The organism is Anaerotignum faecicola (assembly GCA_024460105.1).
GTDB lineage: Bacteria > Bacillota > Clostridia > Lachnospirales > Anaerotignaceae > JANFXS01.
On the sequence record JANFXS010000079.1, the window covers coordinates 1 to 582 of the forward strand.

At 41.4% G+C, this 582-nt stretch carries 2 protein-coding genes; both read right to left on the bottom strand.

The window, feature by feature from the left end:
- The coding region (locus NE664_12840) for a hypothetical protein (protein ID MCQ4727521.1) at nt 1–200 on the bottom strand (200 nt) is incomplete at its 3' end.
- Nucleotides 201–222: 22 nt separating this feature from the next.
- Nucleotides 223–333 carry a glycosyltransferase gene (locus NE664_12845; GenBank protein MCQ4727522.1) on the bottom strand — a complete coding sequence of 37 codons (111 nt, stop codon included), beginning with the start codon at nt 331–333 and terminating at the stop codon, nt 223–225.
- Nucleotides 334–582 lie beyond the last annotated feature (249 nt).

Here is a 582-nt window from a genome sequence, read left to right on the forward strand (position 1 = left end):
AGCTTATGAAGCACGTATTCACTTCTGGGCTCTATCGTATCATCATTCATGATCTGATTCGCCTTCATCAGAGAAGCTATATGGCTGCTCCGGCTATAGTAATACTCTTCATCTATGCCAACATAGTATTTCATCATGCTGTTAAAGCGCTGCTGCTGTTCTTCCGGCATCGCATCTCCGATCAGCATCATGGCATCCATGATCCCGGCGCCTCTCTTCTTATCACTGGAGGTATTTCTGGTAATCCTGATTTAATATACTGTCAATACACCGGTTCAGTGTCTTTTCCGAATTGTGAATCGGAACTATTATACTTACCAATGGCAGCTGCACGTTACTCTCCTCCCGCTCTGTCTCCTGCAATTTTCTTAATATAGGAAGTCCGTCCCGTATCCGGCCATACTTCCTGCTTCTAACAGCCAGTATACCATAAACAGGCCATTTGGGAACCCATTTGGCGGCTTTACACCGGATTTTATATTTCTTCTTCCATTTTTCAATATTTCCTCATATTTCTTTAAGTTTTTTTATGAAATGTTTATGGTGCGGACAAATTTATGACACAATTTTCTCCTATACTAA